At 61.4% G+C, this 23,018-nt stretch carries 19 protein-coding genes and 1 riboswitch; of the genes, 4 read left to right on the top strand and 15 right to left on the bottom strand.

What is annotated here, in order from left to right; genetic code table 11:
* Positions 1 to 165 precede the first annotated feature (165 nt).
* The 9 genes from gcvP to BM225_RS10515 all read right to left on the bottom strand — a co-directional run bounded on the left by gcvP (position 166) and on the right by BM225_RS10515 (position 12,004).
* Positions 166 to 3,015: an aminomethyl-transferring glycine dehydrogenase gene (gene gcvP / locus BM225_RS10555; protein WP_072706673.1), complete on the bottom strand. Its 2,850-nt coding sequence runs from the start codon at positions 3,013 to 3,015 to the stop codon at positions 166 to 168.
* A 7-nt stretch (positions 3,016 to 3,022) separates the two neighbouring features.
* Positions 3,023 to 3,382, bottom strand: coding sequence for a glycine cleavage system protein GcvH (gene gcvH / locus BM225_RS10550; RefSeq protein WP_072706674.1), 360 nt, complete (start codon positions 3,380 to 3,382; stop codon positions 3,023 to 3,025).
* A gap of 20 nt (positions 3,383 to 3,402) precedes the next feature.
* Positions 3,403 to 4,509, bottom strand: coding sequence for a glycine cleavage system aminomethyltransferase GcvT (gene gcvT, locus BM225_RS10545; RefSeq protein WP_072706675.1), 1,107 nt, complete (start codon positions 4,507 to 4,509; stop codon positions 3,403 to 3,405).
* A 138-nt stretch (positions 4,510 to 4,647) separates the two neighbouring features.
* A riboswitch (glycine riboswitch) is annotated at positions 4,648 to 4,735 on the bottom strand.
* 132 nt (positions 4,736 to 4,867) lie between these two features.
* Positions 4,868 to 4,990 carry a cytochrome bd-I oxidase subunit CydX gene (gene cydX, locus BM225_RS10540; RefSeq protein WP_072706676.1) on the bottom strand — a complete coding sequence of 41 codons (123 nt, stop codon included), beginning with the start codon at positions 4,988 to 4,990 and terminating at the stop codon, positions 4,868 to 4,870.
* Between the two features lie 14 nt (positions 4,991 to 5,004).
* Positions 5,005 to 6,156 (bottom strand): cytochrome d ubiquinol oxidase subunit II, encoded by a 1,152-nt coding sequence (cydB, locus tag BM225_RS10535; RefSeq protein ID WP_072706677.1) that lies wholly within the window; start codon positions 6,154 to 6,156, stop codon positions 5,005 to 5,007.
* A gap of 5 nt (positions 6,157 to 6,161) precedes the next feature.
* Positions 6,162 to 7,772 carry a cytochrome ubiquinol oxidase subunit I gene (locus BM225_RS10530; RefSeq protein ID WP_072706678.1) on the bottom strand — a complete coding sequence of 537 codons (1,611 nt, stop codon included), beginning with the start codon at positions 7,770 to 7,772 and terminating at the stop codon, positions 6,162 to 6,164.
* Positions 7,773 to 7,911: 139 nt separating this feature from the next.
* A complete protein-coding gene (locus BM225_RS10525) occupies positions 7,912 to 9,546 on the bottom strand; it encodes an amino acid ABC transporter ATP-binding/permease protein (protein WP_072706679.1) in 1,635 nt (544 codons plus the stop codon).
* A complete protein-coding gene (locus BM225_RS10520; RefSeq protein ID WP_072706680.1) occupies positions 9,543 to 11,198 on the bottom strand; it encodes an ABC transporter ATP-binding protein/permease in 1,656 nt (551 codons plus the stop codon). The genes BM225_RS10525 and BM225_RS10520 overlap by 4 nt, the downstream gene beginning before the upstream one ends.
* Positions 11,199 to 11,257: 59 nt before the next feature.
* Positions 11,258 to 12,004 carry an ABC transporter permease gene (locus tag BM225_RS10515; protein ID WP_072706681.1) on the bottom strand — a complete coding sequence of 249 codons (747 nt, stop codon included), beginning with the start codon at positions 12,002 to 12,004 and terminating at the stop codon, positions 11,258 to 11,260.
* Positions 12,005 to 12,133: 129 nt separating this feature from the next.
* Between BM225_RS10515 and BM225_RS10510 the strand changes: the two genes are divergently transcribed.
* Both BM225_RS10510 and BM225_RS10505 read left to right on the top strand, forming a co-directional pair.
* Positions 12,134 to 14,206: a 4Fe-4S binding protein gene (locus BM225_RS10510; RefSeq protein WP_245780456.1), complete on the top strand. Its 2,073-nt coding sequence runs from the start codon at positions 12,134 to 12,136 to the stop codon at positions 14,204 to 14,206.
* Positions 14,203 to 15,042 (top strand): FAD:protein FMN transferase, encoded by an 840-nt coding sequence (locus tag BM225_RS10505; protein ID WP_072706683.1) that lies wholly within the window; start codon positions 14,203 to 14,205, stop codon positions 15,040 to 15,042. The genes BM225_RS10510 and BM225_RS10505 overlap by 4 nt, the downstream gene beginning before the upstream one ends.
* Before the next feature lie 54 nt (positions 15,043 to 15,096).
* Here BM225_RS10505 and BM225_RS10500 read toward each other — a convergent pair whose 3' ends face one another.
* From BM225_RS10500 to pedF, 6 genes are all read right to left on the bottom strand, one after another.
* Positions 15,097 to 15,888, bottom strand: coding sequence for an FAD binding domain-containing protein (locus tag BM225_RS10500; RefSeq protein ID WP_072706684.1), 792 nt, complete (start codon positions 15,886 to 15,888; stop codon positions 15,097 to 15,099).
* A gap of 93 nt (positions 15,889 to 15,981) precedes the next feature.
* Positions 15,982 to 18,348: a xanthine dehydrogenase family protein molybdopterin-binding subunit gene (locus BM225_RS10495; protein ID WP_072706685.1), complete on the bottom strand. Its 2,367-nt coding sequence runs from the start codon at positions 18,346 to 18,348 to the stop codon at positions 15,982 to 15,984.
* Positions 18,349 to 18,420: 72 nt separating this feature from the next.
* A complete protein-coding gene (locus BM225_RS10490) occupies positions 18,421 to 18,906 on the bottom strand; it encodes a (2Fe-2S)-binding protein (protein WP_072706686.1) in 486 nt (161 codons plus the stop codon).
* A 49-nt stretch (positions 18,907 to 18,955) separates the two neighbouring features.
* The gene (locus BM225_RS10485) at positions 18,956 to 19,495 is read right to left on the bottom strand and encodes an SRPBCC family protein (RefSeq protein ID WP_072706687.1); all 540 of its coding nucleotides are present in this window, start codon (positions 19,493 to 19,495) and stop codon (positions 18,956 to 18,958) included.
* 89 nt (positions 19,496 to 19,584) lie between these two features.
* Positions 19,585 to 20,496: a substrate-binding periplasmic protein gene (locus BM225_RS10480; protein WP_083595682.1), complete on the bottom strand. Its 912-nt coding sequence runs from the start codon at positions 20,494 to 20,496 to the stop codon at positions 19,585 to 19,587.
* Position 20,497: 1 nt separating this feature from the next.
* Positions 20,498 to 21,196 carry a cytochrome c-550 PedF gene (gene pedF / locus BM225_RS10475; protein WP_072706689.1) on the bottom strand — a complete coding sequence of 233 codons (699 nt, stop codon included), beginning with the start codon at positions 21,194 to 21,196 and terminating at the stop codon, positions 20,498 to 20,500.
* Between the two features lie 307 nt (positions 21,197 to 21,503).
* On the opposite strand from pedF, the gene BM225_RS10470 reads away from it, so the two are divergent.
* Both BM225_RS10470 and BM225_RS10465 read left to right on the top strand, forming a co-directional pair.
* Positions 21,504 to 22,226, top strand: a complete 723-nt coding sequence (locus BM225_RS10470) for an ABC transporter ATP-binding protein (RefSeq protein ID WP_072706690.1) — start codon at positions 21,504 to 21,506, stop codon at positions 22,224 to 22,226.
* The gene (locus BM225_RS10465; RefSeq protein ID WP_092464348.1) at positions 22,223 to 23,014 is read left to right on the top strand and encodes an ABC transporter permease; all 792 of its coding nucleotides are present in this window, start codon (positions 22,223 to 22,225) and stop codon (positions 23,012 to 23,014) included. The genes BM225_RS10470 and BM225_RS10465 overlap by 4 nt, the downstream gene beginning before the upstream one ends.
* Positions 23,015 to 23,018: the final 4 nt, after the last annotated feature.

The following is a 23,018-nucleotide window of genomic DNA, read 5'->3' as shown; positions in this document are numbered from 1 at the left end:
CAGCCTAGCCAAATCCTCAGGCGCCGCAAGCCATGGTCGCGCCCCTCAGTCTCCTGAAACACTAAGCTCTTTCTGCTTTGCAAAAATACTCACGGCCCGCCGCAAGCCACAAAAAGCGCCAAAAGAAAAAGGCCCCGACCGTCACCAGCCAGAGCCCCTCTGATCTTATTCCGCCGCGTCCAGATACTCTTCCATCGGCGGACAAGTGCAAATCAGGTTGCGATCCCCGTGCACGTTGTCCACGCGCCCGACTGGCGGCCAGTACTTGTCCACGCGGAAGCTGCCCGCAGGGAAGCACCCCGCCTCGCGGCTGTAGGGGCGATCCCATTCGCCCACCAGCGATGCCACCGTATGGGGCGCATGCTTCAGCGGGTTATTCTCGGCGTCCATCTCGCCGCGCTCGATCGCGGCGACCTCTTCGGCGATGTCCTTCATAGCGACAATAAAGCGGTCCAGCTCGGCCTTCGTTTCCGATTCCGTCGGCTCGACCATTAAGGTCCCTGCCACGGGGAAGCTCATGGTCGGCGCGTGGAAACCGTGATCCATCAGACGCTTGGCAACGTCATCGACGGTCACATGGGCGCGGTCACTGAACGGGCGCGTATCAAGAATACATTCATGCGCCACACGGCCCGAACGGCCTTTGAACAGGACGTTGTAATGGTCCTTCAGTTTGCTCGCGATATAGTTCGCCGACAGGATCGCGACCTTGGTGGCTTGGGTCAAACCAGCGCCGCCCATGGCCAGACAGTAGGCCCAAGAGATCACCAGGATCGAGGCTGACCCCCATGGCGCACCGGACACCGGACCTGTTGCACCGCCCGTTTCGGGGTGGCCAGGCAAATAGGGCACAAGGTGCGCTTTAACACCGATCGGACCCATGCCGGGGCCGCCGCCACCGTGCGGGATAGCAAAGGTTTTGTGCAGGTTCAGGTGGCTGACATCCGCGCCAATCTCTCCGGGTTTCACCAGACCGACCAAAGCATTCAGGTTCGCGCCATCCAAGTAAACCTGCCCGCCATAGCGATGGGTGATCGCGCAAACCTCGCGCACGGTTTCCTCGTAAACCCCGTGGGTCGAGGGGTACGTGATCATACAGGCCGCCAGATCATCGCCGGCCTTTTCAGCCTTGGCGCGGAAATCCTCGAGGTCGATATCACCGTTCTCCAGCGCCTTGACCGCGACGACCTTCATCCCGCACATCTGGGCCGAGGCAGGGTTGGTCCCGTGGGCAGAGGTCGGGATGAGGCAAATCTTGCGGTGCCCTTCGCCGTTGCCCTCGTGGTAGGCCTTGATCGTCAAGAGGCCCGCGTATTCGCCCTGCGCGCCCGAATTCGGCTGCATGGACATCGCGTCATACCCTGTGGCCATGCACAGAATGCGGCTCAGATCGTCCACCATTTCGGCAAAACCAGCGCGCTGGTCCGCTGGCGCAAACGGGTGGATCGCGCTGAATTCGGGCCAAGTGATCGGAGCCATCTCGACCGCCGCGTTCAGCTTCATGGTACAAGACCCCAGCGGGATCATCGCACGGTCCAGCGCCAGATCACGGTCAGACAGACGACGCATATAGCGCATCATCTCGGTCTCGGCGCGGTTCATCTGGAAGATCGGGTGCGTCAGGTAATCGCTGGTCCGAACCAGATCAGCGGGCAGACGGTACGCCTGATGAGCCTCATCGAACGTGCGGGTGATGCCAAAGGCCTCCCACAGACGTTCGATGGTTTCGCCGCGAGTGGTCTCGTCCACCGAGATCCCCAGCTTCGTCGCCCCAACCTTGCGCAGGTTGATCTTGCGGTCCAGCGCCGCCTGATAGATCACGCCCTGCATTGGGCCGACCTCGACCGTGATGGTGTCAAAGAAGTTGGTTGGTTCGGCGCTAAATCCAGCCTCTTCCAGACCTTCGACGAATTGCACGGCGACCGAATGGATGCGCTGCGCGATGGCTCTCAGGCCTTTGGGACCATGGAACACCGCGTACATGCCCGCGATCACCGCCAGCAGCGCCTGCGCGGTACAGACGTTCGAGGTCGCCTTCTCGCGCCGGATGTGCTGCTCGCGGGTTTGCAGGGACAGGCGGTAGGCGGGCGTGCCGTGGCTGTCTACAGACACCCCGACAATCCGGCCGGGCATGGAGCGTTTGTACGCGTCGCGGCAAGACATATAGGCCGCGTGGGGGCCGCCTCCGCCAAGAGGCACGCCGAACCGCTGGGTGCTACCCACTGCGATATCCGCGCCCATCGCACCCGGCTCTTTCAGCAGGGTCAGCGCCATGATGTCTGCAACCACGATGCCCAAGGCTTTGGCCTCGTGCAGGGCATCCATCTGCGCGGTGAAATCGGTCAGCCCGCCATAGGTGCCGGGGTACTGGAAGATCGCTCCAAAGACCTGATCGGCCTGTAGATCGGCGGGGTCGCCGACGATGACCTCGATCCCCAAGGGCGCCGCGCGAGTTTGCATGACGGCGATGTTCTGCGGGTGGCAGTTCTCATCGACGAAGAAAGCCTTGGCTTTGGACTTGGCCAAACGCTCGGCCATGGCCATCGCTTCGGCGCAGGCGGTCGCCTCGTCCAGGAGCGAGGCATTGGCGATTTCCAGACCGGTCAGATCGCAGACCATGGTCTGGAAGTTCAAGAGCGCCTCAAGGCGGCCCTGCGAAATCTCGGGCTGGTAAGGCGTGTAGGCCGTGTACCACGCGGGATTTTCCAGAATGTTGCGCTGGATCGCGGGCGGGATCACCGTGTTGTAATAGCCCTGCCCGATCATCGAGGAATGCACGGTATTCTTCTTGGCGATCTGGCGCAGGAACCATGTCAGCTCGCGTTCGGACTTGGGCGCGCCGTATTCCAGCGGCTCGGCCTGACGGATGCTGGCGGGTACGGTTTCGTCGATCAGGGCATCCAGACTGTCTGCCCCCACCGCCTTCAGCATCTCGGCCATTTCCTCTGGCGAGGGGCCGATATGACGACGGTTGGCGAAATCATAGGGATCGTAGTCGGTGGGGGTAAAGGTCATGTCAGCCTCAGCCTGCGTAGTCTTTGTATGCGCCTTCGTCCATGAAGCCGTCGATTACACTGGTGTCTTCTACTTTGATCTTGAAGAACCAAGCCGCGCCCAAGGGGTCCTCGTTCACGAGGCTGGGGTTGTCCACGATCGCGTCGTTCACTTCGACGATTTCGCCATCCACGGGCGCGCTGATGTCCGATGCGGCCTTGACCGACTCGATCACAACGATCTCTTCGCCCTTTTCCACTTCGCGGCCCACGTCGGGCAGTTCGACAAACACCACGTCCCCGAGCTGGGTGCTGGCGTGTTCAGTGATGCCGACCACCAGCAGGTCGCCTTCGATTTTGAGCCATTCGTGTTCTTCGGTGAATTTCATCTCGGGGGTCTCCTACTGGCTTAGCGCTTGAAGTTATTGGGGACGAAGGGCAGGTCCACGACCTGCACTGGCATGCGTTTGCCGCGCACATCGCCAAACAGGCGCGTGCCGCTGGCCGCAAATTCTGTGGTGACATAGGCCATCGACATGGGCGCGTTCAGCGTGGGGCCAAAGGCACCGCTGGTCACTTCGCCGATCGGATCGGCGGCTTCTTCGCTGGCGTATATCATGGTGAGGGCGCGCATCGGGGCGCGGCCTTCGGGCTGCAGACCGACGCGTTTCTTGGGGGCGCCGTTGTCCAGCTGGTCCAGAATGACCTCCGCACCGGGGAAGCCGCCTGCCCGTTCGCCGCCCGTCCGGCGGGATTTCTGGATGGCCCAGATTAGGTTGCCCTCGACCGGCGTGGTCGTTGGATCAATGTCGTTGCCGTGCAGGCACAGACCTGCCTCAAGCCGCAGACTGTCGCGGGCCCCTAGACCGATGGGCTCGACAGCCTCCAGCGCGATCAGGGCTTTGGCAAAATCGGTGGCGGTCGCTTCGGGGACCGAAATTTCGTAGCCATCCTCGCCCGTGTAGCCAGAGCGCGAGACCCAGAGTTCGCCATAGGCGCTATCGACCACGGCGACGTCCATAAACTTCATGTCCGGCAGCGCGGGCACGACGGATTTCAGGGCGTCTTCCGACGCGGGGCCCTGCAAGGCCAACAGCGCGCGGTCAGTGATTTCTTCGACCCCATCCATGTGGGCCTTCAGGTGCGCAATGTCGGCGGCCTTGTTCGCGGCGTTCACGACCAGCAGCAGATGATCGCCGCGGTTAGCAAACATCAGGTCGTCCAGAATGCCGCCCTCTTCGTTGGTAAAGAAACCATAGCGCTGGCGCCCCTCGGCCAGACCCAACACATTCTGGGGAATGAGTGCTTCCAACTGAACAGCAGCATCAGCGCCACGCAGGATCACCTGCCCCATGTGGCTGACATCGAACAAGCCGGCAGCGGCACGGCAATGCAGGTGCTCTTTCATCACCCCAAGGGGATATTGGACGGGCATGTCATAGCCCGCGAATGGCACCATTTTGGCACCTAGTTCCACGTGCACATCGTACAGCGGTGTGCGAAGCAGATCGCTCATCTGTCCTCCGGTTCTTCCGGAGCGAACCTCCGGCATCGTGTTCCTGCGGGTTTCCCCACGCTCGATGCCCCCTCTGTCCTTGTCGCCTGAGATCGCTATCCCTTCGGCGGACGCTTTCGCGCCTCTCTCCAGAGTGTTCCAGTAGGCCGGTTCTTTTGCCTGAGAGTTTACCGGGGCGGTTGCTCCTTCGGCCCTGACATACGCCAGTGTCTCCCGTACCTGTCGTTTTTGATAGGCGAAGAGTCGAAAACGCGCAACGGGATTCGTTAATCTGTCGCTCAGATTTCTGTGCACGCGCAGAAAGCATGAAAAAGGGCAGCCGAAGCTGCCCTGTTCCGATCTGTCACTGCAGGCCCTGTTACGGGGTCTGGTTATCCTCGTCGGCCAGTTTTGCGTCCTCGCGCAGTTCCAGCCACATGGCGTTCAACACCGCGAACAACGCGGCCAGAGGCAGGCCCAAGATCCAGGCAAAGTACCACATGTGTCAGTCCTTTCTCAGTACAGGGTTTCGCCGTTGGCGGTGACGTCATCCTCGGTCACCTTGCCCCAAAGGACAGAGTAAACCCACGAGGTGTACATCAGGATCAGCGGCATAAAGATTACCGTCGCGACCAGCATCACGAACAGGGTCAGATGCGAGCTAGAGGCATCCCACACGGTCAGAGAGCTGTCGGGATCAGTGCTGGACGGCAGGATGAACGGGAACATGGTCAGGCCCACGGACGAGATCACCCCGAGGATGCCCATCTTGGACCACAGCATGGTCGTTGCCTCCCCGCCCGAGGTCAGCCCCCGCAGCGCCATCAGCATCCCGACAAAGCCCATGATCGGCGCAATCATGATCCAAGGACGCGCGCCATAGGCCGCCAGCCAAGAGCCACCCTTGACCACGTCCGACATTAGCGGGTTTGACGGGCCATCGGTGACCGCCGCATCGACAAAGCTGTAGCCGTCGGTGATCAGCAAAAGCCAAGCCCCCGCAACCGCGTAGCCAATGATCGCGACCACTCCGGCAGTAAAGCCGTAGCGGCGGGCACGGGACTGGATGCGGCCTTCGGTTTTCAGGTTCAGCCAAGCCGCGCCGTGCATGATCAGCATCGACAAAGACACCACGCCTGTCAGCAGCGCGAAGGGGTTCAAGAGGCCAAAGAAGCTGCCCTCGTAGATCGGCATCAGCGATGGGGTCAGGTGGAACGGCACACCGCGCAAGACGTTGCCGACGGCCACGCCAAAGATCAGCGCAGGCACCGCGCCCCCCGCGAACAGGGCCCAGTCCCACGTGCTGCGCCATGTGGGCGACGGACGCTTGGACCGGTATTTGAACGCCACCGGACGCACGATAAAGGCGCACAGGACGATGAACATCGCCATGTAGAACCCGCTGAAAGACACCGCGTAAAGCGGCGGCCATGCGGCGAAAATCGCACCACCGCCAAGGATGAACCACACTTGGTTGCCTTCCCACACGGGGCCGACCGTGTTGATCACCACGCGGCGTTCGGTGTCCGTCTTGGCAACGAAAGGCAGCAGCGCCCCCGTCCCCATGTCGAACCCGTCCGTCAGGGCAAATCCGATCAGCAGGACCCCGAGCAGGCCCCACCAGATCACGCGAAGCAGTTCGAAAGAAATCAGCTCATGAAGGATCATATCGATTACTCCGCCGGTGTGAATTCGGGCACATTGCCGTCATGGGTGCGCAAGCGGTGCTCGTGCTTGGCCATCCATTCGTCGGTCACTGCGACGTCCTGCGTCGGGCCCTTTTTGATGTATTTGATCATCAAGCCCATCTCGACGACGAACAGAACGGTGTAGAACAGCGCAAAGCCTGCGATGGTCAGCAGCAGCTGCGTGACGCTCAGGTGGCTGACAGACAGCGCGGTGGGCAGAATGCCGTCCACGGTCCAAGGCTGGCGGCCATACTCGGCCACGATCCAGCCCATCTCAGCCGCAATCCATGGCAGCGGGATCGCCGCCACGGACAGGCGCAGGGCCCAGCGGGGATAGTCCATCCCTTTGAACGAACTACGGACAAAGAAGTAACCGTTGATCAGGATCAGCGCCATGCCGATACCGACCATGATGCGGAAGGCCCAGAACATCGGCCACACATGCGGAACGGTATCGTTCGCGGCCATAACGATCTGCTCTTCGGTCGCGTTGCGCGGGTCATCCACGTAGCGCAGCAGCAGGAAGGCGTAGCCCAGATCGTCGCTATGCTGCTCAAATGTCTCCATGACATCTGCGGGCGTGTCTTGCATCTGCTCTTGGATGGTCATCAGCGCGTCATAGGCGATGATGCCGGAACGCACTTGTCCTTCGGCCTCTTCGACCAGTTCCGCGATGCCGGGGATTTCCTCGGTCAGCGAACGGGTGCCGATCAGCCCCATAACATAGGGCACATGGACCGCATAATGGGTCTCGCGGTCTTCTTGGTCGGGGATGCCCACCAGCGTAAAGGGCGCGGGGGCCTCTTCGGTTTCCCACATGCCTTCGATCGCGGCCAGCTTCATCTTCTGGTTCAGACCAGCGTCATAGCCGCTCTCGTCCCCCAGAACGACGACCGAGATCGCCGACGCCAAACCAAACGACGCTGCAACGGTGATCGACCGGCGGGCCAGTTCAATGTGACGTCCCTTGAGCAGGTACCACGCCGACACGCCCATCACGAACATTGCAGCAGTCACATACCCCGCAGAAACGGTGTGCACGAATTTGGCCTGTGCCACCTCGTTGAACACCACGTCGAAAAAGCTGGTCATCTCCATCCGCATGGTCATCGGATTGAATTCCGCGCCCACAGGGTTTTGCATCCAGCCGTTCGCGATCAGGATCCACAAGGCCGAGAAGTTCGAGCCAATCGCCACCAACCACGCGACCATCAAGTGCTTCACGCGGCTCAGCTTGTCCCAGCCAAAGAAGAACAGGCCCACGAACGTCGCCTCGAGGAAGAAGGCCATCAAACCCTCGATCGCCAAGGGCGCGCCAAACACGTCCCCGACATAGTGGCTGTAGTAGGCCCAGTTCATGCCGAACTGGAACTCCATGGTGATGCCCGTGGCCACGCCAAGGACAAAGTTGATCCCGAAGAGAGTCCCCCAGAATTTGGTCATCTGTCGCCAGATCGGACGACCTGTCATGACATAGACCGTCTCCATGATCGCAACGAGGATCGAAAGACCCAGCGTCAGTGGCACGAACAGAAAGTGATAGAGCGCCGTCATTGCAAACTGCAATCTGGACAGCTCTACGACATCGAGTTCCATTGTCTGCTCCTGTGTGCGCGGGAAAACCTATCCCGCAGATTAAGATTTTACGAGGAGACATATCCCATAGTCGGAATGCATCGGTCCTTGATCTGGGTCAAAACCTAAATCCGCGATACAGCAAACGTAAGGTGATAAATTACCGCAAGGTAATCGTGCGATCCGCGAGCGCACGGTCACAGTCTCGGTGGCTGGCGATCAGGATAGCAGAAGTGGGCAAATAAGTTCGAATGCCATGTAAAACAGCGGTTGCGGTGGCTTCGTCCAGCCCTTCGGTCGGTTCGTCCATCAGCAACACAGCGGGGCGCCCTGCGATCAGACGACCCAATGCGACACGCCGCCGCTCCCCCCCCGACAGCGCACTTCCTCGTGATCCGACGCGGGTTTTCAGCCCGTCGCGCGATGTCGCGAATCCCGAGAGCTGCACCGCTTCCAAGATTTGCCAAGCCTCATCTTCGGACAAATCAGGGTTCCCCAGACGTAAACTGTCCAGAACAGTGCCATCAATCAGCGCCGCTCGCTGAGGAAGATAACCTAGGTTCCCGCGCAGGTCCTCGTCGCTGTATTGGTCAACCGGTGTCCCGCCGATACACACGCTGCCACGATCCGCAGGCAAGAGCCCAGCGATCACATTCAGCACCGTGGATTTCCCAACGCCCGAGGGACCGGAGAGCAGCGCCATCTCGCCCCGTTCGACGGTCAGGGACAGGGTGTCGATCAGCGGCGTGATTGCCACCCCGCGCAGGTCCAAAGGCGGCACCACAACGGGTCCGGTTTTGCCGCGCTCTGCGAGTGGGGCGGTCTCTTCGGGAATGTCGTCCATCACGCGCCGCGCAGAGTCTGCGATCCGCCCGAATTCAGAGATCCCGCGGGCCAAGGGCATCAAAACCTCGGACAGAGCCAATGCCGCTAGAACACCGGTTGTCGCCAGCGGCGTGCTCAGAGTGCCTTGGCTGACCTGCCAGAACCCGATGAATAACGCCCCTGCCACAGCGCTTTGCACGGCGATGGTGACCCAGAATTGCGCGACCCGTTCCACGCTGTCACGGCGATCCCGAGCACGCCCAAGGGCAAAGCCCGCGCGGTGGATTTGTGCAGCCTGCGCATCCAGTGCGTTATAAACCGTCAGGTCCTCTCGCGCGGCAAAGGCGTCGTTGGCCCGCGCGCGCACGGCTTGGATCGCGCGTTCTGCGCGCCGGGCGGCCGGCAGCGCTTTGGGCCCGAACCGTCGGCCGATCGCCAGTGCACCGCCGCCATAGACCAAGGCGATCCACCCAGCGACCGGCGCACCGATCAGCCAGAGCAGCCCCAAAGAGGCCAAAATTAACGTAATCGCACCGGCAATCGCGGGCAGGAACAGGCGCAAGGTCACCCCGTCCAGAGCATCCACATCAGAAATCATCCGGTTCAGCGCAGCGCCCGCGCGGGCCCGTTCGAGCCGCCGCAAGGGCTGCGCCATCAACCCGCGCAGTAGCCGCAAACGCACCGCGACGAGCGCCTTGAGCGTCGCATCATGGGTGAGCAGCCGCTCCCCGTAGCGCGCTGCCGTCCGGCCCAAGGCCAGCGCACGGACCCCTGCACTGGGTTTAAAAACGTCAAATGTCAGGCCCGCGCCTGCCAGACCTGCCGCCGCAGCGGCCGCGATAAACCAGCCCGACAGCGATAACAGCCCCACGCCAGCCAACAGGACCAAGACGGTCAACGCCCCACCGCGCCACATCGCCCCCTTGGCAGAGCGCAAGCACAGGATCAAAACACGCTTCATCGCTGTCATGCGCTTGTCCCCCTCGGCTTGGGCGCGATCGATAGATCACACGCGGCAACCAACGCCGGATCATGGGTCGCAATGACCAGCAGCACGCCCTCGTCCCGAAGGCCAAGCAATGTGCTCCGCACCGCCGCAGCTGTCTCGGCGTCCAGATCCGCTGTGGGTTCGTCCACCAACAGCACATCTGCGCCCGCAAGGAGCGCACGGGCCAGTGTCACTCGGCGCGCTTCGCCGCCAGACAGACCCGCTCCGTTTTCACCCAAGGTTTCGTTAATGCCATGGGGCAAGCGGTGAATTTGCAACAAAATTCCAGCGGCTTGCAGCGCATTATTCACAGCCGCCACATCCGCGTCAGGCCGCGCGAGCTTCAGGTTTGCCAGTACCGATGCCTTCATGAAATGGGGGGATTGGGGCATCCACCCGATCCGCTGCCGCCAACCCGTTGCTGTGGCCGCGGTCAACGAGCGGCCTGCGACCTCGATCACGCCCGCCTCTGCGGGCATCAACCCCGCCAGCGCAGCCAAGAGTGTGGACTTGCCCGACCCGCTGGGGCCGGAAATCGCTAGGGCCTGTCCTGCGGCCACCTCGGCATCCGGATAAGAAATCGATTGGTCGCCCAAGCGCAGGGTGACATCCATCAGACGCACAGCCGCTGGACCGTCGATCTCCGCCGCCTCTGCCCCGCGGCCCAACACGGCAGGCACCTCGGCATCGCGCCATGCGATCACCTCGTCTGCGACAGCCAAGGCCGCCGCGCGGTCGTGCCATGCGGCAGACATATCGCGCAGGGGCGCAAAGTATTCCGGTGCAATCAGCAGCAAAAACACACCGGACCACACGTTGAGCGGCGCGCCATACGTGCCAAACTCGATCTGTCCCAGCAGCGAAAAGCCGACATAGACCGCCATCATCGCGACGCCGAGCGCAGCGAACAATTCCAGCGCAGTCGAGGTCAGAAAGGCGATCCGCAGAACCGCCATCGTCCGCGCGCGCAGATCATTGGTCGCCCCTTCGAAATCGCGTAGCACCGCACGCTCTGCCCCCAAAAGCCGAATATCGACCAGCGCGCCCACGCGCTCGGACAACAGCGTGCCTAGCGTCGACATCTGGTCCAATTGGCGTGCGCTGGCCTGTTGCGCGGCCATGCCAACCAACGCGGAAAAGACAGGGATCAGTGGCCCCGCCACCAGCAGGATCGCCCCCGCTGCCCATGACTGGGTAAAAGCGACAATCAGCAGCGCCAAGGGCACCACCATCGCTCGCAGCCGCGCCGGACCGAACCGCAGGATCGCAGGACGTAGCATTTCCAGCTTTTCCGAAACTAGACTGGACAGCGCGGCGGGCGCAGCCAAGGGACGGCGTGTCAACTCGCCATCAATGATCGCACGGCGCAGCGATGAAACGTGCCGCTCTGCCAGATCGGTCAATCGGCCACTGGCCCACCTCTCGAGCCCTGCGCGGCACAGCCCAAGGCCAAGAACCAAGGCCGCCGAAATTGCCACGAACGCCGCGTCAAGTGTGCCAGCAGTCCCCCGCGCCACAACAGACGCAATAGCCGCCGCCTGTCCCAGCCAAGCGAAAGAGCCAACCAGTAGCGCCAATTCGGCGCGGCGGTCTCGGGGCGCTGCGATCTGTTTTGGTGTATCGGGAATGCTCATTCTGATCAGCTATCCCGCTGGCCTTGCGGGGACAAGCACAAGTCCTGCGACAAACCGCACTAGGCGCGACGCCATGCGCTGGACGCACGCTCCCACCGCTGCACGATCAAATATTCGATCGCCAGCATGAGTGCGGTAAAGCTTAGGGCATAGGCCAAAACCGACGCTGTATCAAAAAGTTGGAAATAGAGGTGGATCTGAAAACCCACCCCGTTGGACCGACCCAAAAATTCGACAACCAGCACGATTTTCCAGATGACGGCCAATCCGTTGCGGGTCGATGCTGCCACAAATGGTCCAAGCTGTGGCCAGACCACATGGCGCAATCGCGCGCCCAAAGGCATGCGGTAGACCTGCGCCATCTCGGTCACGCCGCGGTCCAGTGCACGCACCCCTTCGCGGATCGTCACAGTGACCATCGCGAATTTATTCAGGGCCACGGCAAAGATCGCTGCGACCTCGTTCAAACCGATCCAGAGATAGCACAGCACAATGATGACGAGCGCAGGCACGTTCAAGAGCACCGTCACCCAAGGGTCGAGCCACAGGTTCAGCCGATCGGACTGCCCCAAAACAACCCCGAGCGCCCCACCTCCGATCATCGCCAGAGCGAACGCCATCAGTACACGCTGCAATGTCGCCCCCATATGGGTCCAAAGCTTGCCGCTTTGGGCATGATCGACGATGACAGACAGAACCTCGCCTGGGAAAGGCAGGACCATCGGATCCGCGGTTGACCATGCGGCCACCACCCACAGACATAGCAACGCTGCCAGCGAAACCGCCGTGACGCCAGATTTCCCCATCCGGTCTCTCCTCCCGTTCGGCACTTAGCCTAGCCGAAGCCTAACACATCCTGTTCCGCGACCAAGGTCGCATAGGGCATCAAAAAGATCAGTGCTTAACCTGCACTCATGGGAGTTCTACGGAGAGTCATGGCCGCGCTTGCGTGGCTGTTCATTGCGCATTGCGCCAGCGCCGAGGGCTTGCCCCGCGAGCGCATCGAAGACTTTATCGTCCCGCCCATGTCCTTGGGCGAGGCGCTGAATGACAAGGGCGTCTGGCAACTGCTGAACTCTGGCGGGGCCGAGACGGGCTATGTCTTTGAAACCTCGGTCATGGCCCCGTTGCCCGGCTTCTCCGGCGCGCCGATCAACATGTTGGTGGTGCTGGACCTCAACGGGCGCTTCATGGACGTCAAACTGATCGAGCATAACGAGCCGATCTTTGTCTCTGGTCTGGGAGAGGCACCTTTCCGTCAATTCCTAGAGCAATATCGAGGGCTCTCGATTTCTGACAACATGGTTGTGGGCACCCCATATGGTGCGGGTGGCGATGGCGGGCAGCTCGTCTATCTGGATGGCGTGACCAAAGCCACCGCGTCGGTCCGGATTGCCCACGAAAGCATTTTGGCCGCCGCCCTGCAGGTCGCCCGCGAAAAGATGCAAGGCATCTCGGCGGGTCCGCCTGCCCTGCCCGATCTGTCGATTGACGAGCCTCTGACTTGGCAGGATCTCGTAGACCAAGACCTGATCCACCGCGTCACCTATACCAACGCCGAAGTTCAACAGTTGTTCGAGGGGACGATCTGGCAGGATGACGACCCAGAGGCTCTGGACGATCCCGAAGCCCTGTATCTGGACCTGTGGGTCGCCGATCTGGGGCCGCCCTCGATTGCCCGCGCTGTCTTGGACGAGGATACCTACGAGGAACTCCAGTATTTCCTGTCGATCTCGACATCTGACGCACCGATCCTGATGGTTGAGACCGCCCGCCACGGGCTGGTGACCGAAGACTTCGTGCGCAACACCTCGCCCGATCTGATCGCTGCGCACCAAGATGGCCTACCCGTGGCCATGCGCGACGCCGACATCTTTGTGACTTTGGCCGATGATGCGCCGGACGCCCTGCACGACGGCACCGCCATGATCTTGCGCACCGACCGCCGTCTCGGCTTTGATCCAACCCGCGACTGGCTGCTCTCTATTCAGGCGCAACGACAGCACGGCATGTTCCAACCGGAAACAGGCTCGGTCTCTTTGGACGCAACCCTGTCGAGCCCCGAGCGGTTCTACACGCGCCCCGCCGAAGTCCGCCGTCTGTCCCCGTTCGAGGAAGCTATTCGCAGCCGCCAGACCGACCTGATTGTCCTGGGCATCGCGATGGCCGTACTGATCCCAGTGCTCTTGTTCGGTCAATCGTGGCTGGCCGCCCGCAAGCTGTTTACCCCAATCCGACTAGCCACTCTGGCTGGCGTTCTGGGTTTTGTCGGATGGTGGGGCCAAGGGCAACTGAGCATCGTCACGCCCCTCGCCACGCTGCAAACGGCGCTGACAGGCGGATCCTATGCGTTCCTGCTGTATGACCCCTTTGGCCTTGCTGTGTGGGTTGCCGCGATTGCCGGTTTCGTCCTGTGGGGACGCGGGCTGTTCTGTGGCTGGCTCTGCCCGTTCGGAGCGCTTCAGGAGTTTGCCCACCACATCGGTCGGTTGCTGCGCCTGCCCCAGATCACCATCAGCGCCACATGGGACCAGCGCCTGAAGTCGGTGAAATACATCGCCCTCGCCGGACTCGTCGCGGTCACCATCTTTGCCCCCGCCCATATGGACAAAGCCGCCGAGATCGAGCCATTCAAAACCGCGATCACCACGTTTTTCATCCGCGAATGGTACTACGTGGCCTATGCCGCGCTCTGGCTGGTGCTTGGCCTGTTCGTGTTCAAAGGGTTCTGCCGCTATCTTTGTCCACTCGGGGCGCTGATGGCGATCGGCGGCGCTTTGCGACTGCGCCGCTGGATTCCCCGCCGCGTAGAATGCGGATCGCCCTGCCAGCTGTGCCGTGTGAAATGCAACTACGGCGCCATCAAGAAGACCGGAGAGATCCAGTACTCGGAATGCTTCCAGTGCCTAGATTGCGTGACCATCCATGACGACCCAAAGCAGTGCGTGCCCCTGATCCTTGCCGCAAAGTCGCAAAAACGCCGCCCACAACCGGAGGCCGCCGAATGAACCGTCGCCGTTTCCTGACGCTCTCTGCTGCGTTTGCCTGCGCGCCCGCTCTGGCCCGTGCGGATACGTGGTCCGGTATCGCACTTGGGGCGGAGGTCAGCGTGACGCTTTATGGCTCGCCAGACCAAACAGGCCCGATGTTGTCCGCCATCCCGCGCAGATTGCGCCAGATCGAGCAGACCTTTTCGCTCTATGAACCTTCTGAGCTGACGCGCCTGAATGAACGGGGCTTGGCCGCGATGTCCCCCGAGTTCGCGCATCTGATTGACCTGTGTGATCAGGCGCACGGCCTGACAGGCGGGCTTTTTGACTCGACGATCCAGTCCCGTTGGTCCAACCCACAGGCGAGAACAGGCTGGCAGCACACCTCGCGGAACGGACGCCATCTGACCCTTGGCGCGGGCCAAAGCCTAACCTTGAATGGCATTGCCCAAGGCCATGCCACCGATCTGATCCGCGCGGACCTGCAGGCGGCGGGCGCGGATAAAGCCCTGATCAACATCGGCGAATATGCGGCACTCTCTGGCCCATTCCATATGGGGATCTCTGACCCAGTCCAAGGCATTGTCGGGCAGACCAGCCTAACCGGAACAGCCGTTGCGACCTCGAGCCCCTCGGCCACTCTGATCAACGGCGCGCCCCACATCACGGGCCCGATGGGCGAGCACCCGCTGTGGTCCACCGTCAGCATCACCGCAGACAGCGCAGCCATGGCCGATGCCCTATCGACAGCCGCCTGCATGATGCCCCTGACCGCCCTGCGTGCCCTGAAACGGCAAGCGAACCTGCACAAGATCACCGTTTTAGACGCTGACGGAAACCTACGGACGCTCTAACGCAAAAGGCGCGCCGGTTTTCCGACGCGCCCTCTTTTTCAAACCAATCGAAGATCAGCTAGCAGCGGCAACCGCGCGCTTGGTCATCACGCCCACAAGGTGCGCGCGATATTCCGGCGTGCCGTGCAGATCGCCGATCATGTCGCCTGCGTCCACGGTCAGACCGTTGATCGCATCGGGGCTGAAGTTCGCACTCAGCGCTTCTTCGGCCTCGGTCCAGCGGAAGACACCATCATTCGACGCGCCCGTCACAGCCACACGGACGCCATCGGCGAACTTGGCCACGAACACACCCACCAGCGCAAAGCGCGATGCAGGCTGCACGAACTTCTGGTAATTCGCCGCCTGCGGGACAGGGAAACGAACCTCGGTGATGATTTCGCCTTCTTCGAGCGCTGTCATGAACAGGCCGTCAAAGTAGTCATCCGCCGCGATTTCACGGTTGTTGGTCACCACAGTTGCGCCAGACGCCAGCACGGCCGACGGGTAGCACGCCGCCGGATCGTTGTTGGCCACGCTGCCGCCAATGGTGCCACGGTTGCGCACCGCCGGATCGCCGATGTTGCTGGCCAGAGCCGCAAGCGCCGGATAGTGCGCCGCAGCCTCGGCTGCGACAACAGCATGGGGGGTTGCGCCACCGATGCAGACCTCGCCTGCGTCGTTTTTGCAGACGCCCTGCATCTCTGGGATACCCGTCAGGCTCACCAGTTTGGACGGCATCGCCAGACGCTGCTTGAGCGTCGGGATCAGGGTCTGACCACCCGACAGAGGCTGCGCCTCGTCGTCGGCCAGCGCCGCAACTGCATCTGCGACGGTCGTGGGTTTTTCAAAGTCGAATGCGTACATATCGCTCCTCCTGAGATCGCAGTCTCCTGCTTTCTCTTTCTCGAAATACTCCGGGGGTCCGGGGGCAGCGCCCCCGGTCCACCCTCTCCGTCATTAGCCTTGCATCGCAGCCCAGACGCGCTGGGGCGACAGGGGCATGTCGATATGGGTCACGTCTTTTTTGCCGCTCGACTGGATCGCGTCGATCACCGCGTTCACCACCGAAGGCGGCGAGCCGATCGCGCCTGCTTCGCCGCAGCCCTTCACACCCAACGGGTTGTGAGTGCAGGGTGTCGCGCAGGAATGATCCACCACATAGAACGGCACATCTTCGGCGCGGGGCATCGCATAGTCCATGTAGGACGCGCTCAGCAGCTGGCCTTCGCTGTCGTAGACGCAGTTTTCCAGCAGCGCCTGACCGATACCCTGACCGATGCCGCCGTGGACCTGACCTTCGACGATCATCGGGTTCACCACGTTGCCAAAGTCATCGGCAGCCGCGAAACGCTCGATCGTGACCCTGCCGGTTTCGGGGTCAAGCTCGACCTCGCAGCAATAGGCCCCCGACGGGTAAGTGAAGTTCGACGGATCATAGAACGCGGTCTCTTCGAGGCCGGGCTCAATGTCTTCGAGCGGGTAGTTGTGGGGCACATAGGCCGCCAAGGTCACATCGCCCCAAGCCACCGACTTGTCGGTGCCTGCCACGGTGAATTGGCCATCCTTAAGCTCGATATCGCCCTCTGACGCTTCGAGCAGGTGGCTGGCGATCTTCTTGGCTTTCTTGATGATCTTCTCGGTCGCTTTGACCATCGCAGATCCGCAAACCGCCAAAGAGCGCGAGCCATAGGTGCCCATGCCGAACGGGATTTTCGAGCTGTCGCCGTGGACAATCTCGATCATCGACTCGTCGATACCCAGCATGTCTGCAACGACCTGCGGGAACGCCGTTTCATGGCCCTGACCGTGGCTGTGCGCGCCGACCATGACACTGATCGAGCCGGTCGCGTTCACACGCACGGTCGCCGCATCATACAGACCCGCGCGTGCACCCAGCTGACCCACCAGGTTCGACGGCGCGATGCCGCAAGCCTCGATGTAGCAGTTCACACCCAGACCGCGCAGCATGCCTTTGGCTTCGGACTCTTTGCGGCGCGCTTCGAAACCGGCCAGATCGGCGATCTCTTCGAGTTTGTCCATGGTCGCGAAGTAATCGCCGGTGTCGTACTCGACCGCCACGGGCGTCGCATAGGGGAACTCCGAGATGAAGTTCTGGCGGCGCAAGGCGATGGGGTCCACACCCAGTTCGCGGGCAGCTTTATCCACCACGCGCTCCAGCTGATAGGTCGCCTCAGGGCGGCCAGCGCCGCGATAGGCGTCAACAGGAACCGTGTTGGTGAACACGGCCTTGACGTTCACGTAGATCAGCGGGGTCTTGTAGTTGCCCGCCATCAGGGTGCCATGCAACCATGTGGGTACCGACGGCGCGAAGGTCGACAGGTAAGCCCCCATGTTTGCATAGGTTTCTGTGCGCAGCGCGGTGAAATTGTTGTCCGCATCCAGCGCCAGTTCGATCTTGGTCACGTGGTCGCGGCCATGAGCGTCCGACATGAACGCTTCGGAGCGCGAAGCAGTCCATTTCACCGGACGGTTCAGCTTGCGCGCAGCAAAGGTCACAAAGGCTTCTTCCGCGTAGTGGAAGATCTTGGTGCCAAAGCCGCCACCCACATCAGGGGCCACAACGCGCAGCTTGTGCTCGGGGATGCCCAGAACGAACGCGCCCATCAGCAGACGGATCACGTGGGGGTTCTGGCTGGTGGTGTAGAGCGTGGATTCGTCGTTCGAGCGGTTGTACTCGCCCACGGCAACACGCGGCTCCATCGGGTTTGCCACCAGACGGTTGTTCACCAGCTCCAGCGTGGTGACGTGCGCTGCGTTCTTGATCGCCTCGTCCACAGCGGCCTTGTTGTCCTCGACGAAACCCCAATCATAGCAGAGGTTCGAGGTCAGGTCGTCGTGCACCTTGGCGCTGCCCTCTTCCAGAGCGGCCTTCATGTCCACAACGGCGGGCAGTTCTTCGATATCTACCTCAATCGCCTCGGCGGCATCGCGGGCCTGCTGCAGGCTCTCGGCCACAACCGCGGCGATGGGATCGCCCACGTGGCGGACTTTGCCCTGCGCCAGAACGGGGTGCGCCGGTTCCTGCATCGCCTCGCCAAAGCGGTCAGTGACCTGCCAACCGCAGGGCAAACCGCCAATGCCTTCGAAATCGGCGCCGGTAAAGATGCCGACAACGCCTTCCATGGCGGCGGCAGCGCTGGTGTCGATGTTGTTAATCCGACCGTGCGCTACATCTGAGCGCAGAAAATACACATAGGTCTGACCGTAGACGTTGATGTCATCGGTATAATTGCCGGTTCCCGTCAGAAACCGGACGTCCTCGCGCCGCTTCGATGCAGCGCCGATGCCTGAATCCTTTGGCATGGTCCATCCTCCCTAAAACTGCGGCGGAGCGATCCGCCATGCGACCGGCGCCTCCTCGCGCCAGTAGCCGTTTTACTCTGCGGCGATCTTCGACACGTCCTGACCGGATGCCGCCATGATCGCCTTGACGATGTTGTGGTAGCCGGTGCAGCGGCAGATGTTGCCCTCGAGGTGATGCCGGATTTCGGCCTCGGTCGGGCTCGGGTTCTGCTCGAGCAGTTTGGTGGCTGTCATCACCATGCCAGGGGTGCAGAAACCGCACTGCAGGCCGTGATAATCCTGAAAGGCCTGCTGAACGCGGCTCAGGGTGCCGTCGGGCTCCGCGATGCCTTCGATTGTGGTGATTTCAGCGCCGTCTGCTTCGGCGGCCATCATGGTGCAGGACTTCACAGCCTTGCCGTTAACGTGGACAACACACGCGCCGCACTGGCTGGTGTCGCATCCCACGTGGGTGCCGGTCATCCGCAGATCCTCGCGCAGGAACTCTACCAAAAGGCGGTTCCCTGTCGCTTCTCCGCTCACGGCACGACCGTTTACGGTCATTGATAGTTTTGCCATCTAACTCCTCCCTAGCTGGCGAATTGCTTGGTCGTTTAGACCCAACCTGTCACGAGAACAGGCGTTTGATAAATCCTTTCTTCTCCGCAGGCGCTTCTTCGGCGGCTGCTGGCTCTTCTGCTGCTGGTTCGGGCGCTGCTTCCTCGGCAGGTCCCTCCACAACATTCTGGAAATTGGTGAAAAACTGGTCTGCCATCTTCTTGGCAAAGCCGTCGATGACGCGGCTGCCAAGCTGCGCGAGCTTGCCGCCGACCTTGGCATCGACATCATAGGTCAGGGTTGTGCCAGTGTCAGATGGCGCCAAGGTCACAGTCGCCTCGCCCTTGGCGAAACCGGCGGCCCCGCCCTTCCCTTCGCCCACCAGTTTGACTGAATTTGGCGGGTTCATATCTTCGAGATTTACTTTGCCCGAGAACTTGGCCTTCACGGGGCCGACCTTCTGGACAACGGTGGCATCAAAGCCCTCTTCGGGGCTGCCTTCCATGGATTCGCATCCGGGAATGCACTGTTTAAGCACCTCTGGATCGAGGATCGCCGCCCATACGGCTTCGGGCGTTGCGGCAATCTCTCGTGAGTCGTTCATTTTCACGGTAACGGTCCTCCCTCGCTTCCATCATCAAGCCTATGGGCGAACCGTCAAATGGCATATTAGACTAAGGGATGAGTTTCCCACATATTTTACCGCACAGGCGGTTGATGGGTCATTCCATAATCAGCGTAAATCTGCGCAATGCGGCCATCGGCAAGTGCCGCTGCGATGGCATCGTCCACCATGTAGCTCAGCGCCTTGTAGCTGAAGTGCACAGCCGTGCCCAAAGTCCACTTTGACACCGCAAAACCGGCCAGAGACGGCTGGTGAATACCGATGGTTTCAGTTGCGCCATACTCCAGTTGGCCCATCGGCCCCATCGCGGCTTTGACCTCTTGGTTCGCCAGCGCTTCCATGGCGCCTTCCATGGTCGGGAATCGGACGATGTTGGTCATCATCTGACCGCCCGCCATGCCACCCAAGTAGAAATCGGAAATCGAGTCATTCTCGACCGAGACTTTGTCGAACCGGAAATAGGCCGGCACAGGCAGATCTTCGGGATAACTCGCTTTGTCATAGGCGATGGCGATGCTCTCGGCTGCATATTGGCCCGTGAACGTCACCTGCTCGACCCGACATTTGAATTTGGAATCATAGGGAATGCGCATCATCACGTTGGCGATGCGTCCGCCCAGATTGGACCCTTTCCAGATATTGACCCGCAGGTCCGCTTCCAGATTTTCGCCGGACATCACGAAATTGAACTTGGGTTCGACGCCGATGTACTCGGCAATCAGCTTGGCAATTTCGACATCCACGCCCTTGGGCTGGCCATTTTCCATCCAGCTGTAGGGCGGATAATCCTCGTAGACCGCAAAGAGCATGGAGCCTTGGTCCATGATCTGATCCAAATCCAGCCCCACGATATCGCGGCTGGCATTCTGAGGTTTTTCCTGAGGGACGTAATCCGCGCAAGGGTCCTCGGCGTGGGCAGCGGTGACGCCGCCCACGACCAAAGAGAGAACAAGAGCGGGGAGAGAGAGGGCTCTTGTCCGCTGCATCTTAGTGCGCCGACGAGAGGCCGATGGTCAGGGTCTCGGCTGCCTTGTGATAGGCATCATCGCCGCCCTTCTCTAGGATGTGCGCCGCGCGGCTTGCCACGCTGTCCGCAACCGGAGCACCGGACAGGGTCTCGATACCGCCAGCGATTTCGGCCAGTTCGTCGTGGATCGCGTCCGCGTCGCCTTCGCCGCCGTCAGCCATGGCTGCCAGCTTGTCACGCAGAGCCAGCAGTTCGGGTGTCAGCTCGTCGATCTGGTCCTGGTCGGGACGGGTTTCGATGTAGGTGCGGATCGCCCAAGCGGCTTCTTGGCCCAGCAGTTCACCGAACGCGGGCATCTTGGTGATGCCGTTCTGGGTGTAACCGAACTGGAAACGCTCCACGTACCATTCGTCACCGTATTCTTCGGCCTCAAGGAACCGCAGGTCGGGAGCCAGACCGCCCGAGACCACACCCAGACCGTGGCAGCGCGCGCAGTTCTGGTTGTAGCCAGAGTCGCCAATCGCGATCGCCTTTTCCCAGATATCCTTGCCCGCTGCTTCCTCGCGGTAGGGATTTTCGCTCAGCCACTCTTCACCCACAGCCGGCAGGCCTTCGGTGTTGACGGCTTGGGGGGTCACATCGCCATGAGCCAGCGCGAGTGTCGCGGTCAGGGCCAGCGCCGCGCCACCAAGGGCGAGGGTCGAAATTGTCTTGGGCATTGGGGGTCTCCTCCGTGGTGCCGTGTTCGCGTCTTTTTATTTTGTTATAAATGCAGGGTCGCAGAGCGGTATTAGACCTTGGTTGGGGGACGGGCCTATCGAACGGGTGGGCATGTGGGACATTGGTCGTAGAGAGTTGCGAAGCCTACGGTTCCGACCTTTGTGGCAGTCGTCTGCGTGCACGATCCCCTTGCCCGCGCCGCGCCTTTGCGTGCAGTCTGATCCAGCGCGGGGCGCAAGGCACAGAAACCATTCGGGTCTTTGGCTTTGCTGGTCTGCTGCACATCGAGGGGGAGGACAGCACCGCATGACCGTAGGCTTGCAGGTCGATAATCTGCGCTATCGCTATGGCGCCAAAGAGGCGCTGAAGGGCGTGTCTTTTACCCTGGAGGCTGGCGCGTTTGGCGCACTGCTGGGACCGAACGGCGCAGGAAAATCGACATTGTACGGCTTGCTGACGCGGCTCTTCACCACTTCAGAGGGGCGGATCGAGATCGCGGGTCATGACCTAAAGGCACAGCCGCGCGCGGCCCTTGCCCGCATGGGGGTGGTGTTCCAGAACCAGACGCTGGATCTGGACCTGAGCGTCCGCCAAAACCTGTCCTATTTCGCCAGCCTGCATGGATTGTCCGGCCGCGACGCTGCAACGCGGATTGATGCCGCGCTTGACCGCCTGAACATGCGTGAACGTGCAGGGGAAAAGGCCCGCGCTCTAAATGGGGGCCATCGCCGCCGCACCGAGATCGCCCGCGCACTGATCCACCAGCCGGACGTACTGCTGCTGGATGAGCCGACCGTCGGCCTTGATGCCGCCGCCCGCCGCAGCATCACCGACCACGTACACCAACTCTGTGCAGAGGACGGCCTAACGGTGCTCTGGGCCACGCATCTGACGGACGAGGTCCACGACCCCGACCGCCTGATCGTCATTCATCAAGGGGAAAAGCTGGCGGACGGACACGCAGGCGATCTGCGAGGGGGTGCCGACCTGTCCGACTATTTCCTGTCCCTGACCGGAGCGCAGGCATGAACATCTACCTCACCGCCCTGAGCGCCATCGTCAAACGCGAGGCCCTGCGCTTCGTCCACCAACGTGAACGCTTCATCGCTGCCATGGTGCGCCCGCTGATGTGGCTACTGGTGTTCGCGGCTGGCTTCCGCGCCGCGCTGGGGCTGTCGATCATCCCGCCCTACCAAACCTACATCACCTACGAGACCTACATCGTCCCCGGCCTCTGCGGGATGATCCTGCTGTTCAACGGAATGCAGAGCAGCCTGTCACTGGTATATGACCGCGAGATGGGGTCGATGCGGCTGCTGCTGACCGCACCCTTACCGCGCTGGTGGCTGCTGTTTTCGAAACTCTGCGGGTCCACGGCGATCTCTATCCTGCAAGTCTACACCTTCCTTGGCGTCGCGGCGCTGTTCGACATCACGGTGGAGCCGTGGGGCTATGTCGCCGCCCTGCCCGCGTTGCTGATCGCGGGGCTGATGCTGGGGGCCTTGGGCCTCGCACTCTCCAGCTTCATCAAACAGCTCGAAAACTTTGCAGGCGTGATGAACTTCGTGATCTTCCCGATGTTCTTCCTGTCGTCGGCGCTCTATCCGCTGTGGAAAATGGCCGAGAGTTCCCCGCTCCTGCGGGACATCTGCGCGGTGAACCCATTCACCCACGCGGTCGAACTGATCCGCTTTGCGCTCTACCTGCGGCTAGAGCCTTTGGCGCTGCTCTGGACCGTCCTCGCGCTGGTCGCATTCATGCTTCTGGCGATCTGGGGTTACGATCCCGAACGGGGTATGACACGCCGCAAGGGCTGATCTA

It is taken from the genome of Donghicola eburneus (assembly GCF_900115865.1).
GTDB lineage: Bacteria > Pseudomonadota > Alphaproteobacteria > Rhodobacterales > Rhodobacteraceae > Donghicola > Donghicola eburneus.
Note: the sequence above shows the minus strand (reverse complement) of the source record. Positions and strands in the feature narration are given on the sequence as shown.

Bases quoted from the DNA above. Each gene is read 5' to 3' on its own strand.
- gcvP (WP_072706673.1), bottom strand. From the start codon at position 3,015: ATGACCTTTACCCCCACCGACTACGATCCCTATGATTTCGCCAACCGT.
- gcvH (WP_072706674.1), bottom strand. From the start codon at position 3,382: ATGAAATTCACCGAAGAACACGAATGGCTCAAAATCGAAGGCGACCTG.
- gcvT (WP_072706675.1), bottom strand. From the start codon at position 4,509: ATGAGCGATCTGCTTCGCACACCGCTGTACGATGTGCACGTGGAACTA.
- cydX (WP_072706676.1), bottom strand. From the start codon at position 4,990: ATGTGGTACTTTGCCTGGATCTTGGGCCTGCCTCTGGCCGCGTTGTTC.
- cydB (WP_072706677.1), bottom strand. From the start codon at position 6,156: ATGATCCTTCATGAGCTGATTTCTTTCGAACTGCTTCGCGTGATCTGG.
- BM225_RS10530 (WP_072706678.1), bottom strand. From the start codon at position 7,772: ATGGAACTCGATGTCGTAGAGCTGTCCAGATTGCAGTTTGCAATGACG.
- BM225_RS10525 (WP_072706679.1), bottom strand. From the start codon at position 9,546: ATGACAGCGATGAAGCGTGTTTTGATCCTGTGCTTGCGCTCTGCCAAG.
- BM225_RS10520 (WP_072706680.1), bottom strand. From the start codon at position 11,198: ATGAGCATTCCCGATACACCAAAACAGATCGCAGCGCCCCGAGACCGC.
- BM225_RS10515 (WP_072706681.1), bottom strand. From the start codon at position 12,004: ATGGGGAAATCTGGCGTCACGGCGGTTTCGCTGGCAGCGTTGCTATGT.
- BM225_RS10510 (WP_245780456.1), top strand. From the start codon at position 12,134: ATGGCCGCGCTTGCGTGGCTGTTCATTGCGCATTGCGCCAGCGCCGAG.
- BM225_RS10505 (WP_072706683.1), top strand. From the start codon at position 14,203: ATGAACCGTCGCCGTTTCCTGACGCTCTCTGCTGCGTTTGCCTGCGCG.
- BM225_RS10500 (WP_072706684.1), bottom strand. From the start codon at position 15,888: ATGTACGCATTCGACTTTGAAAAACCCACGACCGTCGCAGATGCAGTT.
- BM225_RS10495 (WP_072706685.1), bottom strand. From the start codon at position 18,348: ATGCCAAAGGATTCAGGCATCGGCGCTGCATCGAAGCGGCGCGAGGAC.
- BM225_RS10490 (WP_072706686.1), bottom strand. From the start codon at position 18,906: ATGGCAAAACTATCAATGACCGTAAACGGTCGTGCCGTGAGCGGAGAA.
- BM225_RS10480 (WP_083595682.1), bottom strand. From the start codon at position 20,496: ATGCAGCGGACAAGAGCCCTCTCTCTCCCCGCTCTTGTTCTCTCTTTG.
- pedF (WP_072706689.1), bottom strand. From the start codon at position 21,196: ATGCCCAAGACAATTTCGACCCTCGCCCTTGGTGGCGCGGCGCTGGCC.
- BM225_RS10470 (WP_072706690.1), top strand. From the start codon at position 21,504: ATGACCGTAGGCTTGCAGGTCGATAATCTGCGCTATCGCTATGGCGCC.
- BM225_RS10465 (WP_092464348.1), top strand. From the start codon at position 22,223: ATGAACATCTACCTCACCGCCCTGAGCGCCATCGTCAAACGCGAGGCC.